Origin of the sequence: Serratia sp. KG1D (assembly GCF_037150675.1) — a bacterium.
GTDB classification, from domain to species: domain Bacteria; phylum Pseudomonadota; class Gammaproteobacteria; order Enterobacterales; family Enterobacteriaceae; genus Serratia; species Serratia nematodiphila.
Genome location: NZ_JBAGIH010000004.1, coordinates 263,666 through 278,222 on the forward strand (window position 1 = coordinate 263,666; position 14,557 = coordinate 278,222).

At 63.6% G+C, this 14,557-nt stretch carries 11 protein-coding genes; 6 read left to right on the plus strand and 5 right to left on the minus strand.

Annotated elements, in window-relative coordinates; genetic code table 11:
* The first annotated feature begins 10 nt into the window (after positions 1-10).
* Genes WFM45_RS19360 through WFM45_RS19370 form a run of 3 tightly spaced genes read left to right on the plus strand, consistent with a single transcriptional unit; the run spans position 11 to position 4,194 of the window.
* Positions 11-2,254 (plus strand): TonB-dependent receptor family protein, encoded by a 2,244-nt coding sequence (locus tag WFM45_RS19360; protein WP_004933238.1) that lies wholly within the window; start codon positions 11-13, stop codon positions 2,252-2,254.
* A gap of 46 nt (positions 2,255-2,300) precedes the next feature.
* Positions 2,301-2,951: a MotA/TolQ/ExbB proton channel family protein gene (locus WFM45_RS19365; protein WP_004933236.1), complete on the plus strand. Its 651-nt coding sequence runs from the start codon at positions 2,301-2,303 to the stop codon at positions 2,949-2,951.
* Positions 2,944-4,194, plus strand: coding sequence for a phospholipase D-like domain-containing protein (locus WFM45_RS19370; RefSeq protein ID WP_336956926.1), 1,251 nt, complete (start codon positions 2,944-2,946; stop codon positions 4,192-4,194). The genes WFM45_RS19365 and WFM45_RS19370 overlap by 8 nt, the downstream gene beginning before the upstream one ends.
* A gap of 34 nt (positions 4,195-4,228) precedes the next feature.
* Here the strand turns inward: WFM45_RS19370 and WFM45_RS19375 are convergent, their stop codons facing one another.
* The 4 genes from WFM45_RS19375 to WFM45_RS19390 all read right to left on the minus strand — a co-directional run bounded on the left by WFM45_RS19375 (position 4,229) and on the right by WFM45_RS19390 (position 9,703).
* Positions 4,229-5,338: a DmpA family aminopeptidase gene (locus WFM45_RS19375; protein ID WP_085337486.1), complete on the minus strand. Its 1,110-nt coding sequence runs from the start codon at positions 5,336-5,338 to the stop codon at positions 4,229-4,231.
* Between the two features lie 2 nt (positions 5,339-5,340).
* Positions 5,341-6,717, minus strand: a complete 1,377-nt coding sequence (locus tag WFM45_RS19380; protein WP_004933229.1) for an APC family permease — start codon at positions 6,715-6,717, stop codon at positions 5,341-5,343.
* A gap of 126 nt (positions 6,718-6,843) precedes the next feature.
* Positions 6,844-8,352 (minus strand): CoA-acylating methylmalonate-semialdehyde dehydrogenase, encoded by a 1,509-nt coding sequence (locus WFM45_RS19385; RefSeq protein ID WP_336956929.1) that lies wholly within the window; start codon positions 8,350-8,352, stop codon positions 6,844-6,846.
* Positions 8,353-8,362: 10 nt separating this feature from the next.
* Positions 8,363-9,703 carry an aspartate aminotransferase family protein gene (locus WFM45_RS19390; RefSeq protein ID WP_336956931.1) on the minus strand — a complete coding sequence of 447 codons (1,341 nt, stop codon included), beginning with the start codon at positions 9,701-9,703 and terminating at the stop codon, positions 8,363-8,365.
* A gap of 135 nt (positions 9,704-9,838) precedes the next feature.
* Between WFM45_RS19390 and WFM45_RS19395 the strand changes: the two genes are divergently transcribed.
* Complete coding sequence (locus WFM45_RS19395) at positions 9,839-10,768, plus strand: LysR family transcriptional regulator (RefSeq protein ID WP_033651382.1); 930 nt, start codon at positions 9,839-9,841, stop codon at positions 10,766-10,768.
* Positions 10,769-11,026: 258 nt separating this feature from the next.
* Here the strand turns inward: WFM45_RS19395 and WFM45_RS19400 are convergent, their stop codons facing one another.
* Positions 11,027-12,154 carry an iron-containing alcohol dehydrogenase gene (locus WFM45_RS19400; protein WP_336956933.1) on the minus strand — a complete coding sequence of 376 codons (1,128 nt, stop codon included), beginning with the start codon at positions 12,152-12,154 and terminating at the stop codon, positions 11,027-11,029.
* A 229-nt stretch (positions 12,155-12,383) separates the two neighbouring features.
* On the opposite strand from WFM45_RS19400, the gene WFM45_RS19405 reads away from it, so the two are divergent.
* Together WFM45_RS19405 and WFM45_RS19410 are read left to right on the plus strand one after the other, a co-directional pair.
* Positions 12,384-13,142, plus strand: a complete 759-nt coding sequence (locus WFM45_RS19405; RefSeq protein ID WP_060558500.1) for a helix-turn-helix transcriptional regulator — start codon at positions 12,384-12,386, stop codon at positions 13,140-13,142.
* 101 nt (positions 13,143-13,243) lie between these two features.
* A complete protein-coding gene (locus WFM45_RS19410; protein WP_015376516.1) occupies positions 13,244-14,545 on the plus strand; it encodes an NAD(P)/FAD-dependent oxidoreductase in 1,302 nt (433 codons plus the stop codon).
* Positions 14,546-14,557: the final 12 nt, after the last annotated feature.

Consider the following 14,557-nt stretch of genomic DNA (forward strand, 5'->3'; position numbering starts at 1 on the left):
GATGCACACAATGAAATCGTTTAATCGTTCTGGGATCTATCTGGCGGTGATGTCGGCGATGCTGCCGGGCGCCGCGCTGGCGGCCGACGCCACCGATGTCGGCACCATCAGCGTCAAGGGGCAGTCGCTCGGCGGCGGCATGATGGTGCAGGACGACAGCGCCAAGGCGCGCTCCACCGTCACCAAAGAGGCGATGGACAAAATGCCGTCGGCGGCCAACGCCATCGATAAACTGAAATACACGCCGGGCCTGAACGTCAACAGCAACGACGCCAGCGGCCTGAGCGGCGTGGACTACACCATGCGCGGCATGAACTCGGATCAGATCGGCCTGTCGATGGACGGCATCCCGATCAACGACTCCGGCAACTACGCGGTCTACCCGAACCTGCTGGGCGACGCGGAAAACCTGGAGGAGGTGTTCGTCACCCAGGGCTCCTCCGAAGCGGACGGCCCGCACATCGGCTCCAGCGGCGGCAACATCGGCCTGGTGACGCGCCGCCCGGCGAAAGACTTCGGCGGTTTCGTCAAGCAGACGCTGGGCAGCAACAGCCTGAGCAAAACCTTCGCCCGCCTGGAGACCGGCGAGTACAACGGCTTCAGCAACTGGCTCTCCTATTCGCACACCGAGGCGAAGAAATGGCGCGGCGAGGGGCGGCTGTACTCCGACAAGTTCGAGATGAATTCGCTGTATGAAGACGGCAACGGCAACAGCAGCAATCTGGTGATGAAGTACAACCGCCAGAACAACACCAACTACAACACCTTGAGCAAGGCGCAGTTCCAAAACGACGGCCGTGACACCGATTATGTCACCTCGCCGGAGTACAACAGCAAAGGGCAGTTGAACAAGTATTACAAGATTGAACGCAACCCGTTCGAGAACTTTACGCTGTCGTTCACCCAGAAACTGCAGCTGCGCGACAACCTGTCGCTGACCCTGCAGCCGTATTACTACTGGGGCAACGGCGGCAGCTTCAACGGCCAGACGGCGTCGGTATTGTCCAGCACGTCGGACAGAGCCGGGCAGTATGACCTCAGCAACCTGCAGTCCAACACCTACTACCGCCCGTCGTGGACCCAGACCTGGCGACCGGGCATCACCACCAAGCTGAAGTGGGACATTAACGATCAGCACAGCCTGGATATCGGCTACTGGTATGAACGCGCGCGCCAACTGCAGACTCAGCCGTTCATCAGCATCAAGGGCGACGGCAACCCGTCACAGATTTGGGGGAAACCCGGCGGTTCCGATCAGGTGAAGGACGCCAACGGCAACACCGTGCAGGGGCGCAACCAGTACACCATTACCCCGGCGCAGAAAGTGTGGCTGCAGGACACCTGGTTCGCCACGCCGGACTGGACCTTCGTCGGCGGCCTGGCCTATCAGTATGTGGAGCGTAAAGGGGACAACCGCGGCAGCCTGTACAACGTGCCGGAGAAGCGCAAAGCCACCTATCACGAATTCCTGCCGAACTTCAGCGCCAGCTATAAGGTGAACCAGGAAAACCAGGTGTTCTACAACCTGACGCGCAACATGCGCACGCCGCCCAACTACGTGCTGTACAACGTCGGCGATTCGCTCAGCACCAAGCCGGAGCTGAGCTGGAACCACGAACTGGGCTGGCGTTTCCAGCAAGAGGACATGCTGCTGAGCGCCACGCTGTTCTACATGCGCTACAGCGATCGCCAAATCTCCACCACCAACGCGGCCGGCGACTACGAGATGATGAACATCGGCAACGTGGAGAACAAAGGGCTGGAGCTGGAGTGGAGCGGCCAACTGCCGCATAACTTCAATTACTACACTTCCTATACCTATACCCAATCGAAGCAGAAGAACGACATCGTCAGCAACGGCGGGCAGCCGCTGCCGACCTCCGGCAAAGAGGTGCCGAACGTGCCGAAAAACCTGCTGAACATGACGTTGGGTTATGACGATGGGCTGTATTACGGCAGCGTCAGCGGCAAGTACGTCAGCGCATTCTACGGCGATCTGACCAACGACGAGAAGATCGGCGGCCGCACGGTGTTCGATCTGGCGGCGGGGGTGCATCTGCCGGTGGACAAGAAAATCGTCAAAAGCGCCGCGCTGCGCTTTGGCATCAGCAACCTGTTTGACAAGGAATACCTGACCTCGGTGCGCACCACCACCTTCAACGCGGCGCCCTACGGCGGCGTGAAGGCCAGCACCCCGTATTACAACGTCGGCGAAGAACGCACCTTCAGCGTCTCGCTGGAAGCCACCTTTTAACTGAATGCCCCGCTGCCTGCCCGGCGGCGGGGAAGAGGAACCCTGTATGGACGCCAATCTGTTGCACGACATTATTTTCTACGTGATGTACGCCGCGCTGGCGATCGCGCTGGTGATCATCATCGAACGCACGCTGTACTTCGCCTATACCCAGCGCCAGGCGCGTCGGCTGGAGCAGGCGCTGACGCCGGAGGTGCGCCGCGCGGCCGATCTGCCGGACGAGCTGACCCAGCGCAACAGCCTGCCGATGGCGGTGATCGCGCCGGTGCTGGCGCAGAAACACCGCGCCGGCGATCGCGAGGCGATCGGCGATCTGATCGACGCCCAGTATCTGCTGAGCAAGCCGCCGATGGCGCGCGGCCTGTGGCTGCTGGAAACCGTGGTCACCGCCGCGCCGTTGCTGGGGCTGCTCGGCACGGTGATGGGGATCATCGAAACCTTCAAGGCGCTGGCCGCCTCGGGGGTGTCCGAGCCGAGCCTGGTGTCCGCCGGGATGGGCACCGCGCTGTACGCTACTGGCCTCGGCATCGCCATCGCGCTGCTGTGCCTGGTGGCCAACAACTTCCTGCAGAGCCGCATGGAGCGCATCAACGAGCTGCTGAAGGTGCTGCTGATCCGCGCCGGTCAACCGGCCAGCCGCCCGGAGAGCGGCAGCGGCGAACAATGGGTTGACAGCGGGGCGCCGCGCTATGCCTAATGGCCATCCAACACGGCGGCCGTTCGGCCGCCTTTATACGGCATTGTGGGGCGGTTGTTTGTTGATGTTGAGCCAGAGCGCTGCGGCGCGTTTTGCGATTCCCGGTTACGAGCTGGTGTATACCGCACCGGTAGAAACTGCGCTGCAGGCCGACGACCTGCGCAACACCGCCGAGGTGTGGCGCGAGATGTTCGACGCGGCGACAACCCGCATCGACCTGGGGCAGTTTTACGTGGCGAATCAGGACGGTTCGCTGCTGGACGGCGTGCTGCAGCGCCTGAAGGCGGCCGGTGAGCGCGGGGTGAAAATCCGCTTCCTGATGGAGGAGAAAGGCATCCGCAACTCCACCGCCGAGACGCTGGAACAGCTGAAGGCGATCCCCAATCTGGAGCTGCGCATCATTCCTTACCAGAAGCTGAGCGGCGGCATCCTGCACGCCAAGTATCTGCTGGTGGACGGCGAACAGGCGTTTGTCGGCAGCCAGAACTTCGACTGGCGCGCGCTGGAGCATATTCACGAAACCGGGCTGCGCATCAGCGACGCCAAGGTGGTGGGGCAGATCCAGGCGATCTTCGAACAGGACTGGCGGGCGCAGGCGCTGCTGGCGCAGGATAAGCCGGTGCCGGCGCTGCCCGATGCGCCGCCGACCGCGCCCCCGCAGGGCAACTATCTGGTGGCCAGCCCGCGCGCCTACAATCCGGCGGGCGTGCTCGATTCGCAGGCTGAGCTGCCGCGTCTGCTGGCCGACGCCAAACGGCGGGTGCGGGTGCAGGTCATGGATTACGCGCCGCTGTCGTTCGGCCCGGAGCGCAGTCGCCCCTTCTATGCGGTGATCGACAACGCGCTGCGCGGCGCGGCGGCGCGCGGCGTGCAGATCGAGCTGATGGTGGCCAACTGGAACACCAAAAAGCCGGATATCGCCTGGCTGAAGAGCCTGGCGCTGGTGCCGAACGTGCAGATCAAGGTGGTGACCATTCCGCCGGCCAGCAGCGGCTTCATCCCGTTTGCCCGGGTGATCCACAGCAAGCTGATGACCATCGATGATGAGATTGCCTGGGTGGGCACCAGCAACTGGACCGGCGGCTATCTGGACAACTCGCGCAATCTGGAGCTGGTGCTGCACAGCGCGGCGATGAGCGGGCGGTTGGACCAGCTGTACCAACAGCTGTGGAACAGCGTCTATGCCGAACCGTTGAAGCTGGATTACGACTATCCGACGCCCAAGCCGGGCGGCGGATCCTGATTATCAGGGCGTGGTTACCCCCGCGCCCTGTTTTTCACCGCCGCCAGCCGGCCTTCTCCAGCGCCGTCACCAGCTGCTCGGCGCTCAATCCTTCCGCCCGGTAGCCGTTGCCGCTGACGCTATTGGCCGCCAGCAGCGCATTGACGATCGCCTCTTCCACCGCTTCCGCCGCCGCGGCGAACAGCGCCGAAATATAGTCGTTGTTCACCATGCGCAGCGGCGTGGTGAAGGCGCCTTTATTGGCGTAGTCAGCGGGCGGCAGGCCGTCGTTGCCGGTGGCGAAGGCGATAAAGATATCGCCGCTTGAATCCTCGGTGCCGCCGCCGGTGCGGGCGATGCCGATGCTGGCGCGCTGCGCCAGGCGCGCGCACTGGTGCGGCAGCAGCGGCGCGTCGGTGGCCAGCGCCACGACGATGGAGCCCATGCCGGGATGCGGCAACTGCGGCGTGAACGGCGAGGGGATATGCCCCAGGTGGCGGCCCACCGGATAACCGCCCACCAGCAGCGACTCGCGCTTGCCGTGGTTGGCCTGCACGATGGCGCCCACCGTCCAGCCGCCTTGATCGGCGGGCAAGCGGCGCGATGCGGTGCCGCTGCCGCCCTTGAACTCATGACAGATCATGCCGCTGCCGCCGCCGACTGCGCCTTCCTGCGGCAAGCCGCCTCGGGCCGCCTGCTGCGCCTGGCGCACGTGCTCGGCCTTGACGTGAAAGCCGTTGATGTCGTTGAGCAGGCCATCGAAGGTTTCCATCACCACCGGCATATTCCAGTACACCGCGTTGTCGCTCGCGGGCAGCGCTTCACGCTCCAGCGCGATCAGCGCATCGCGCACCACGCCCACGCTGTGGGTGTTGGTGAAGGCGATCGGGCTGGTCAGCAGCCCCGCTTCGCGCACCCATTCCAGGCCGGTGGCGTCGCCGTTGCCGTTCAGCACGTGCACGCCGGCAAAGCAGGGGGCGTGGCGGGCGGAGCCGGGGCGCGGTTCGATCACCGTCACGCCGGTGCGCACGCTGCGCCCGTCCGCCAAATCGGCATGAAGGCTGGCATGGCCGACGCGCACGCCGGGCACGTCGGTGATGGCGTTCAGCGGGCCGGGCGTGCCCTGGCCGATGATAATGCCCAGATCCTGAGCGCGCTGCGTCATGGTTATTCTCCTTCTATTGAGGGGGCGGCGAGGGGCGCCGTCTGGCGGCCGCGCAGATGGTTCAGCGCCAGCCCGAAGCCGATGATGCCGGCAATGATAATAAAGTCTTTCAGGCTGCTGGCGATCAAAATCGTCCACAGCACGTACAGGCAGCACAGCAGCGCCGCCAGCACCGGCAGCGGCCACAGCGGCATCAGGTACGGGTGATGGAAGTGGCGGCGACGGCGGCTGATCAGCGCCGCCACCGCCATGATGATGTACACCAGCAGCAGCAGGATCACGGTGAACGAGGTCAGCGATTCGAGATCGGAGCAAAACGCCAACAGCGCCGAGGGCACGCCGAACAGCAGGGTGGCGATCCAGGGGGTGCCGAAGCGCGGGTGGATGATTTTCAGCGCCCGGTTGAACGCCGGCAGCCAGAAGCCGTCGCGCCCGCTGGCGAACATCATGCGGCTGAACTGCGCCACGATGGCGATAATGGCGTTGAACACCGACAGATAAATCGCGCCGCTCACCACCCGCGCCAGCGTCGGGCCGCCGAGCTGGGTGACCACATAGCCGACCGGGTCGGCCTGTTTGGCCATCTCCGTCAGCGACGGCGAGCCGATCAGCAGGGCGGTGAACGGCACCAGCTCCACCAGCACCACGATGACCAGCGTCAGCATGATCGCGACCGCCATCGGTTTGCCCTGTTCGCGCATGTCTTCCGCCATGTACACCGCTGCGCCGTAGCCGTTGTAGGAGAACAGCGCGACCCCGACCATGGCGACGATCAGCGGCAGCGACACCGGCGCCAGGCTGCCCTGCGCGTCCAGCATCACCGGCGCGGTGAGGATCTCCGCGCTTTGATGCGGATGGCTGAAACCGAGCCAGGCGATCAGCGCCAGCACCGCCACTTCCACCACCAGAAAGGCGCCGGTCAGCAGGGCGTTGGCCTTGATGTTGAAAATGGCGCAGGCGCCGCCGATCAGCACGGTGATCATGCCGGCGGTGGAGGCGTCGAATGAGGTGCCCAGCGCGGTATTCAGATAGGGCACGGCGCCGGTGGCCAGCACCGCCGGCACGAACAGCGCGGCGCTGAGAATAAACAGGTAGGTCTGCAACCCGCACAGGGTGCCGAACAGGCGTTTGATGATGCTGTATTCGCCGCCGGCGCTGGGGTGCGCGGCGCCGAGCTCGGCATAGCACAGCGCGATGGTGGCGGCGACGCAGGCGGCGATCAGAAACGACAGAAAGGCGCCGCTGCCGGCGCTGGCGATCGCCAGCGGGGCGATGACGAAGATCGAACTGGCCGGCGTCACGCCGGACGCGGTGATCATCACCACGTCGAGGACGCTGAGATTGCCTTTGAAGGTGTGTTCAGGGGCGGACTCTTTCATGGGGTAACGACTCCATTAACGTGTGAGTGAATTATTGTTTTGCTGCACAGGCTGTACGCAGGAATCAAATGGAGCGCGCGAAATGCCGGGGAGCGTTGCTCCCCGGAAGTTTATTGTTCTTATGTGTTACCCCTGCCCCGACGGGAAGCTGAAGCTGGCGCGCCGGGCGTCGCCGGAGGCCGGCCAGCGCTGGGTCACGGTTTTGCGTTTGGTGTAGAACCTGACGGCGTCCGGGCCGTAGGCGTGCAGATCGCCGAACAGCGAGCGCTTCCAGCCGCCGAACGAGTGGTAGGCCACCGGCACCGGCAGCGCCACGTTGATCCCCACCATGCCGACCTGAATGCGGCTGGAGAAGTAACGCGCCGCTTCGCCGTCGCGGGTGAACAGGCAGGTGCCGTTGCCGTATTCGTGGGCGTCGATCAAGGCCATCGCCTCTTGCAGCGACGCTGCGCGCACCACGCCGAGCACCGGGCCGAAGATCTCTTCCTGATAGATGCGCATGCCGGGCGTCACGCGATCGAACAGCGTCGGGCCGAGGAAATACCCCTGGCTGGGACGGCCGTCGGCGCCGATCACGCGCAGTTCGCGGCCGTCCACCAGCAGCTCGGCGCCTTCGGCCACGCCCTGATCGATATAGCCTTTCACCTTCTGATAATGCTGTTGGGTCACCAGCGGCCCCATGTCGTTGCGGTTGTCGCTGCCGGGGCCGACGCGCATGGCGGCCATCTGTTGCCGCAGTCCGGCGATCAGCGCGTCGGCGGTGCCGTCGCCCACCGCGACCACCAGCGGGATGGCCATGCAGCGCTGGCCGCAGGAGCCGAACGCCGCGCCCATCAGCGCGCCGATCGCGCCGGGGATATCGGCGTCCGGCAGCACCACCGCATGGTTCTTGGCGCCGCCCAGCGCCTGTACCCGTTTGTTCTGCGCGCAGCCGGTGTGATAGATGTGCTCCGCCACCGGCGTCGAACCGACGAAGCTGATCGCTTTGATGCGCCCGTCATGCAGCAGCGTCTCCACCGCTTCGCGATCGCCGTTGACCACGTTGAGCACCCCCGGCGGCAGCCCGGCTTCCGCCGCCAGCCGCGCGATATACAGCGCGGCGGAAGGGACGCGCTCGGAAGGCTTCAGCACGAAGGTGTTGCCGCAGGCGACCGCCATTGGCCACATCCACAGCGGCACCATCGCCGGGAAGTTGAACGGCGTGATGCCCGCCACCACCCCCAGCGGCTGAAACTCGCTCCAACTGTCGATGCCTGGGCCGGCCTCTTTGCTGTGTTCGCCTTTCAGCAGTTCCGGCACATAGCCGGCGTATTCGATATTCTCGATGCCGCGCTGCAGTTCGCCCAGGGCGTCGCTGAGCACCTTGCCGTGCTCGGCGGTGATCAACTGGCAGACGGCGTCGGCGTGCTGCTCCAGCAGATCCTTGAGCTTCATCATGATGCGCGCGCGTTTCAGCGGCGGGGTGTCGCGCCAGGCGGGATAGGCCTGTTCGGCGGCGGCGATGGCGCGCTCCACCGTGGCGCGGTCGGCCAGCTGCACCTCCTGCGCCGATTGGCCGGTGGCCGGGTCGTAAACCGGCTGGCTGCGTTCGCCGCCGGCGGCGGGCTCGCCGTTGATCCAATGGGTGATGGTCATGATTCTCTCCTTATTCGGTGGCGTTGAGGGCGTCGCCGACGGCGTTGATCAGCGCGTCGATTTGCGCTTCGCTGCTGATGAACGGCGGCGCCAGCTGCAGGGTGTCGCCGCCGTAGCGCACGTAAAATCCGCTTTCCCAGCAGCGCATCGCCGCCTCGAAGGGGCGCCGCGCCGGTTCGCCGGGCCGCGCCGCCAGCGTGATGCCGGCCGCCAGACCGATATTGCGAATGTCGGCGACGTGTTTGGCCCCCTGCAGACTGTGCACCGCGCGTTCGAAATAGGGCGCAAGCGCCTGTACGCGCTCCACCATCTGTTCGCGCTGCAGGATGTCCAGCGTCGCCAGCGCGACCGCGCAGCTGACCGGATGGGCGGAGTAGGTGTAGCCGTGCGGGAATTCGAGCTGGTAGTCCGGCTCGCCGCCGTTCATGAAGGTGCGGTAGATCTCCGGCCGCACCACCACCGCGCCCATCGGCTGCGCGCCGTTGGTCACCTGTTTGGCGATGTTCATGATGTCCGGCGTGACGCCGAACGCCTCGGCGCCGGTCATCGCGCCGCAGCGGCCGAAGGCGGTGATCACTTCGTCGAAGATCAGCAGAATGTCATGCTGGGTGCAGATCTCGCGCAGGCGCTGCAGATAGCCGACCGGCGGCACGATCACCCCGGCGGAGCCGGAGAACGGTTCGACGATCACCGCGGCGATCGTCGAGGCGTCGCGCAGCGCGATGATGCGGCTGAGCTCATCCGCCAGCTCCGCCCCCTGTTGCGGCATGCCGCGCGAAAAGGCGTTGCCGGCCAGCAGGGTGTGCGGCAGGTGATCCGCCTCGGCGCCGGCGCCGAACGTCTTGCGGTTGCCGGCGATGCCGCCGACTGAGATACCGCCGAAGTTAACGCCGTGGTAGCCCTTTTCCCGGCCGATAAAGCAGGTTTTGCCCGCCTGGCCTTTGGCGCGCCAGTAAGCGCGCGCCATTTTCAGCGAGGTGTCCGCCGCTTCCGAGCCGGAGCCGGTGAAGAACACGTAATCCAGCCCCGCCGGCGTCATCGCTTTGATTTTGTTGGCTAGCTCGAACGACAGCGGGTGGCCGAACTGAAACGCCGGCGAGTAATCCAGCGTCGTCAGTTGGCGCTGGGCGGCGTCGGTGATTTCCTGCCGGCCGTGCCCCAATCCGCAGCACCACAATCCGGACAGGCCGTCGAAAATCTTTCTGCCGTCGTGGCTGGTGTAATACGCCCCTGCGGCCTGAGTAATGATGCGCGGCTGCGCTTTAAAATTGCGGTTGCCGGTAAAAGGCATCCAATGGGCTTCTAACCCTGCGGCATCGAGACGATTAAGCGAATAATTTTCAGCGGCCATGTTTTCCTCCGGGCAGGAAAATAAGTGCGATTAATTAAATAAAATGAGTTGTTAACGAATTGTTGTGCGAAATTGACTATGTACCGCTTGTTCTCTACTGTGAATAATCATATGTCGAAACTTACTTAAGGTTTTATGCAAGTAAAAAAGCGCGCGTTGCTGGGACAATTGTCGGATATGGATCTGCGTTTGCTGCGGGTATTCAAGGCCGTGGTCGACTGCGGCGGCATGAGCGCCGCCGAACTGGAGCTGAATATCAGCCTGTCGACCATCAGCAAGCACATCAAGGATCTGGAGCAGCGGTTGGGCCTGACGCTGTGCCAGCGCGGGCGCGAGGGCTTTGCGGTCACCGACGAGGGGCTGATTATCTACCAGGAAACCGTCAACCTGCTGGCGGCCACCGAGGCGTTCCGGCGCGGGGTGGACGAGGTGCACCAGCGCATGGGCGGGCAGCTGCACGTGGCGATATTCGACCATACGGTCAGCAATCCGCAGGCGCAGATCGGCCGGGCTATCGCGTTATTCAGCGAGCGCGCGCCGGAGGTTTCTTTGCAAATGTACGTGGAGCCGATTAATACCATTGAACGCGGCGTTATTGACGGGCAATTTCAGGTTGGGGTTATTCCCATGCACCGCAGCGCGGAAAGTTTATCTTATCATTCGTTATTCAGTGAGAGGATGTTCTTATATTGCGGCGCGCAGCATGAATTATTTTCCGCCCGCCATGAAACATTAAATTGGGATCTGCTGCACAATTATGCCTTCGCCGGATTAGGCTATCATTCGCCGAATATGGAACTGAGCCTGCAGCAACATTTGCATCGCAAGGCGACGGGATTTGCGCAGGAATCGATAGCGACGTTAATTCTGTCCGGCAAATACGTCGGCTTTCTGCCGGATCACTACGCGGCGTTTTTTGTGGCGCAGAACCTGATGCGGGCGATCAAACCGGCGCTGTTCCGCTATCACTGCGAATACTCCAGCGTGCTGCGCCGCTCGCCGGTGCCGCAGCGGGTGGTGAAGCTGTTCCATGAGTGCCTGCTGGCGGCCCACGGAACAGCGTGACGCTTACTGCTCTTTCTTCTTGCCGAAGATCCTGATCAGCGCGCCGACCAGGATGCCGACCGCGATGCCGGCGAAGATCCAGCCGATGATGCCCATTTCCTTACTCCTGCTAGTGCGTTGATCTGATTATACCCGTCATACTTGAAACTGCATCTGTGTTGGCTGCGAGTGCATACGCCAGTCACTTACTTGAGTAAGCTCCTGGCGAGCCGCCTCTTGCCGCCGGGATGCAGCTCCAACTATTTAGGGTAGATATCATCATTCGACGCGAAACGCCTCTTCGATCATCCGTTGCCGCTGCGCCGGCGCATAGTCGATCCAGGAATTCTTGCTGTTGGATTTCTCCAGAGCCACCGCCAATTCCTGGCCGGAAATCGGCAAATCGTCCTGCCAGAATGGCGCGATGGCGTGGCGGGTGATGAAATCGGTCAGGTAGCTCTCCGGGCTGCCCTGCCAGTGCGGGTACAGGCGCGCGGCCAGCTCGGCCATCAGCGCGCGCTGCTGCGGCTGTTCGCTGCTTTCCAGCAGGGTGAGGAACGGCAGCAGCAGGCGGCCGCAGACCTGGCCGTGATGGTAGTCGCGCAGCGCGCCGATCTCGCCGGCGATGCCGTGAATGACCCCCAGCCCGGCGGCGCTCAGCGTCAGCCCGCCGAGGTAGGAAGCCTGCATAATCGCTTCGCGCGCCTCGTCGCTGCGGTTGAGCGCCGGCCAGGCGGCGAGGAAGTGGCGGATGCCGCTCAGCGACATATCGCGCGTCATGGCGCCGGCGGTTTTCGACAGATAGGCCTCGAACAGGTGGGTGAAGGCGTCGATGGCGCAGTAGGCCAGCACCTTGTCCGGGGCGCCCGCCAGCAGCTGCGGATCGAGAATGGCGGTGTGCGGCACGAAGTTGTTATGGCGCAGCGAGGCTTTCACCTTGCTGATCTGGGTATCGGTGATCACCGCGTTCTGCGTCACCTCGCTGCCGGTGCCGGCGGTAGTGGGAATGGCGATCAGCGGCAGGGTGGCGCCGCTGATTTTGCTGTCGCCCACCTTTTCCATATAGCGCAGCGTTGGCAGCGGGTGCTCAACCAGCGCGGAGAACGCCTTGGCGGCGTCCAGCACGCTGCCGCCGCCGATGGCCACCACGCGCCGCGCCTGGCCGCGCCAGCGCGCCACCCAGGCGTCGATTTCCTGCGGCGACGCCTCGTGGCTGACGATCTCGGTGCCGATGAACAGCGGCGTCAGCGATTCGCGCAGGCCGGCGTACACCGGGCCGTTGAGAAAAGAGCGGCAGCTGAACAGCAGCGTCGGCTGCGGATCGGCCAGCAGCAGCGGCGGCAGCTGTTGGATGCTGCCGTGGCCGAACCAGGTCTGGCGGTTGGCGATGATGTGGCTGATGGACATGAGGTCTCCTTGACGGCGTTGCAGGTCGCGATGCCACAGCATAAGCCAGCGGGCGCGGGGCGGCCACCGCTTTCCCCGCCGCGGCAACCTGTGAGTTGTTTAACATGTAAACGATCGCGCTCTTGCATTTCGGCGCGCCGGATGCTTTTTTTAACAGTACCGGCCGCCGTGCGGCCAACACCATCCGAAATCGGTAGATTGTTAATGTATTAATAATGGCGAGGCGGGTATGGATATTCAGGTTGAACGCTTGTCTGCGGTGATCGATGCGGTGGCCAGCCCGCGCTTTTATCCCAGCCTGTTGAATTGGCTGGAAGGGTTTTTCGCCTTCGACAACGCCATCGTCTATGCCTTCGAACGCGGCCGGCCGCCGCGCTGCCTGATCAAAACCGAGCGGGAAAACAGCGATGCGGTCAACCAGATCTACCAACAGGGCGCCTACCTGCAGGATCCGTTTTACCGCGCGCTGAACGACGGCGGCGAAGGCGAGGTGCTCACGCTGCGCCAGTTGGCGCCCTGCGGGTTTTATCACAGCGACTATTACCGCAATTTTTATCGCAAGACCGGCTGGCACGACGAGGCCGGGGTGCTGCTGCAGCTGACGCCGGAGCGCGGACTGGGGGTGTTCTTCGGCTCGGCGCGCCGCACGGTGGCGGTGCGTTACCCGCAGCGGGCGGATCTGCGCAGCGCGTTGACGCTGGTGAAAAGCGTGGCTCGGCTGCACGGTGAGGTGGTGGCGGCGCCGGCCGAGGCCGCGACGGTGAACAGCGACGGCGCGCAGGCGCGCTATCTGCTGACGCCGCGCGAGCGCGAGATCGTCGATCTGATCCTCGCCGGCTGCGGTTCGCAGCAGATCGCCGACCGGCTGTTCATCAGCCTCGGCACGGTAAAAAACCACCGCAAGAATATCTACGGCAAGCTGAACATCGGCTCGCAGGCCGAACTGTTCAGCCTGCTGCTGACTGCCCCGCAGCGGCGCAGCGCGTGAATGTTAATTTTTTGTAGCGAATGTCCCTAAGGGGACATAGCGGCACGGCTGCCGCCTCCCGATAATCCGATGTCATGGCATAGGCAATCGGGAGTGCGGCAGTGAACAACGAAATCGAGTCCTTAACCTACTACGCGGCGACCAAAAAATACGATCTGCGCTTCCCGACGCTGGAAGAGGATCTGGACGTTGACGTGGTGATCATCGGCGGCGGCTTCTCCGGCATCAACACCGCGCTGGAGCTGGCGGAGAAGGGCATCACCAACATCGCCATCCTCGAAGGCCGCTATCTGGGCTACGGCGGCACCGGACGCAACGGCGGCCAGGTGATGGCCGGCATCGGCCACGATCTGGAGAAGATCAAACGCCACGTCGGCCCGGCCGGGCTGGAAACCATCTTCAAGATCAGCAACCTCGGCGCCGGCATTATCCGCGAGCGCATCAAGAAATATGACATCGACGCCGACTTCTGCTTCGGCTACGGCTATCTCGGCAGCAACGCGCGTCAGGAGAAGACCCTGCGCGGTTGGCTGAAGGAGTTCAGGGCGGTGGCGCCGGAGGAGGAGATCGAGCTTTACACCGGTGCGGAGGTGAAGCAGGTGGTGGGTTCCGACGCCTACACCTGCGCGCTGAAACACATGGGCGGCGGCCACGTGCATTCGCTCAACCTGCTGCTGGGCGAGGCCAAGGCGCTGAGCGGCTACGGGGTGAAAATCTTCGAGAACAGCAGCGTGCTCAACGTGGAATACGGACCGCGCATCACGGTGCGCACCGCCATGGGCTCGGTGCGCGCCAACAAGATGCTGTGGGCCTGCAACGGCTTCCTCAACGGCATGGAACCGCAGATCTACCGCAAGACCATCAACACCTACGCCTTCCAGCTGGCCACCGAGCCGCTGTCTGACGATCTGATCCGTCAGATCAGCCCGATCCGCGGCGCCTACAGCGACATTCGCCCGGTGATCGACTATTACCGGGTGACCAACGAAAACCGGCTGCTGTTCGGCAGCGCTACCCGCCTGATCGAATATTTCCCGTCGGATCTCAAGGCCTGGAACCGCAACCTGATGCTGAAGGTGTTCCCGTACCTGAAAGACGTGAAGATCGATCTGGCCTGGGGCGGCCCGCTGTGCTGCAGCGCCAACCTGTTCCCGCAGATCGGCACGCTGCCGGATCGCGACAACGTGTTTTACGTGCAGGGCTACTCCGGCTTCGGCGTGACGCCGAGCCACATCGTGTGCAAGGTGCTGGCGGAGGGCATGAGCGAAGGATCCGATCGCTACGATCTGATGAGCTCGATCCCGCATGTCAACATCTTCGGCAAGGACAAGCTGCGGCGGGTGATGACCACCGCCGGTAAGGTTTGGCACCAGACATCCGGCTACTGGAAAGGCCGCCGTTAACCCTCAGAGGAG

Coding starts and splice junctions, on each gene's coding strand:
- WFM45_RS19365 (WP_004933236.1), top strand. CDS start 2,301: ATGGACGCCAATCTGTTGCACGACATTATTTTCTACGTGATGTACGCC.
- WFM45_RS19370 (WP_336956926.1), top strand. CDS start 2,944: ATGCCTAATGGCCATCCAACACGGCGGCCGTTCGGCCGCCTTTATACG.
- WFM45_RS19395 (WP_033651382.1), top strand. CDS start 9,839: ATGCAAGTAAAAAAGCGCGCGTTGCTGGGACAATTGTCGGATATGGAT.
- WFM45_RS19405 (WP_060558500.1), top strand. CDS start 12,384: ATGGATATTCAGGTTGAACGCTTGTCTGCGGTGATCGATGCGGTGGCC.
- WFM45_RS19400 (WP_336956933.1), bottom strand. CDS start 12,154: ATGTCCATCAGCCACATCATCGCCAACCGCCAGACCTGGTTCGGCCAC.
- WFM45_RS19375 (WP_085337486.1), bottom strand. CDS start 5,338: ATGACGCAGCGCGCTCAGGATCTGGGCATTATCATCGGCCAGGGCACG.
- WFM45_RS19390 (WP_336956931.1), bottom strand. CDS start 9,703: ATGGCCGCTGAAAATTATTCGCTTAATCGTCTCGATGCCGCAGGGTTA.
- WFM45_RS19360 (WP_004933238.1), top strand. CDS start 11: ATGAAATCGTTTAATCGTTCTGGGATCTATCTGGCGGTGATGTCGGCG.
- WFM45_RS19380 (WP_004933229.1), bottom strand. CDS start 6,717: ATGAAAGAGTCCGCCCCTGAACACACCTTCAAAGGCAATCTCAGCGTC.
- WFM45_RS19385 (WP_336956929.1), bottom strand. CDS start 8,352: ATGACCATCACCCATTGGATCAACGGCGAGCCCGCCGCCGGCGGCGAA.